Below are 548 nucleotides of genomic sequence, written 5' to 3'. Positions count from 1 at the left end.
TATCTTTTGGGACAACACCTTTAAAGCCAAGTTCGTTTAAGTCTAGCTCATCAACAAAAACATCAATCACTCTGACAGGGTTTTCAGTACTGACGAAGTCATCGAGGACTTCAGGGAAAAATGTCGCCTGAGATCGGCTTTTACCCTTAATATGGTGGGACATAACAGCTCACTTCCTTGTTTTTAAGCTGTTAAGAATTATACCAAACTTGTTAATTCGAAAATGATACTTGCGTATATTTATGATCTGCTCACAGCAAAAACTGAACCACAGTTTTCACACAGCCTGTGCTCTTTTCGTTAATTCACTAAACGCAAAGTTTGGCTGAATAATCCCTATCTGTATATGTCTTCTGAATGGCAGACTTGCGGACTTTTTTGCCTGTGGGTGTTGAATTGCTATGCCGAGTGCCCCATTTTCGTCTGTAAGATCGAATTCTGTCTATCACGACCTTTATCGCGCCAGATCGAACCTTTTGGCTACAAGTACGTAACAGTATACCATTCTGGACTGAGCCCTTTAATTGTCCATTTCAATTCGAATTGGC

At 40.5% G+C, this 548-nt stretch carries 1 pseudogene; it reads right to left on the bottom strand.

Annotated elements, in window-relative coordinates:
* A pseudogene (locus A3729_RS31645) lies at nt 1-163 on the bottom strand (IS5/IS1182 family transposase); the annotation flags it as partial.
* Between the last annotated feature and the right edge of the window lie 385 nt (nt 164-548).

Source organism: Oleiphilus sp. HI0043 (assembly GCF_001634935.1).
Note: the sequence above shows the minus strand (reverse complement) of the source record. Positions and strands in the feature narration are given on the sequence as shown.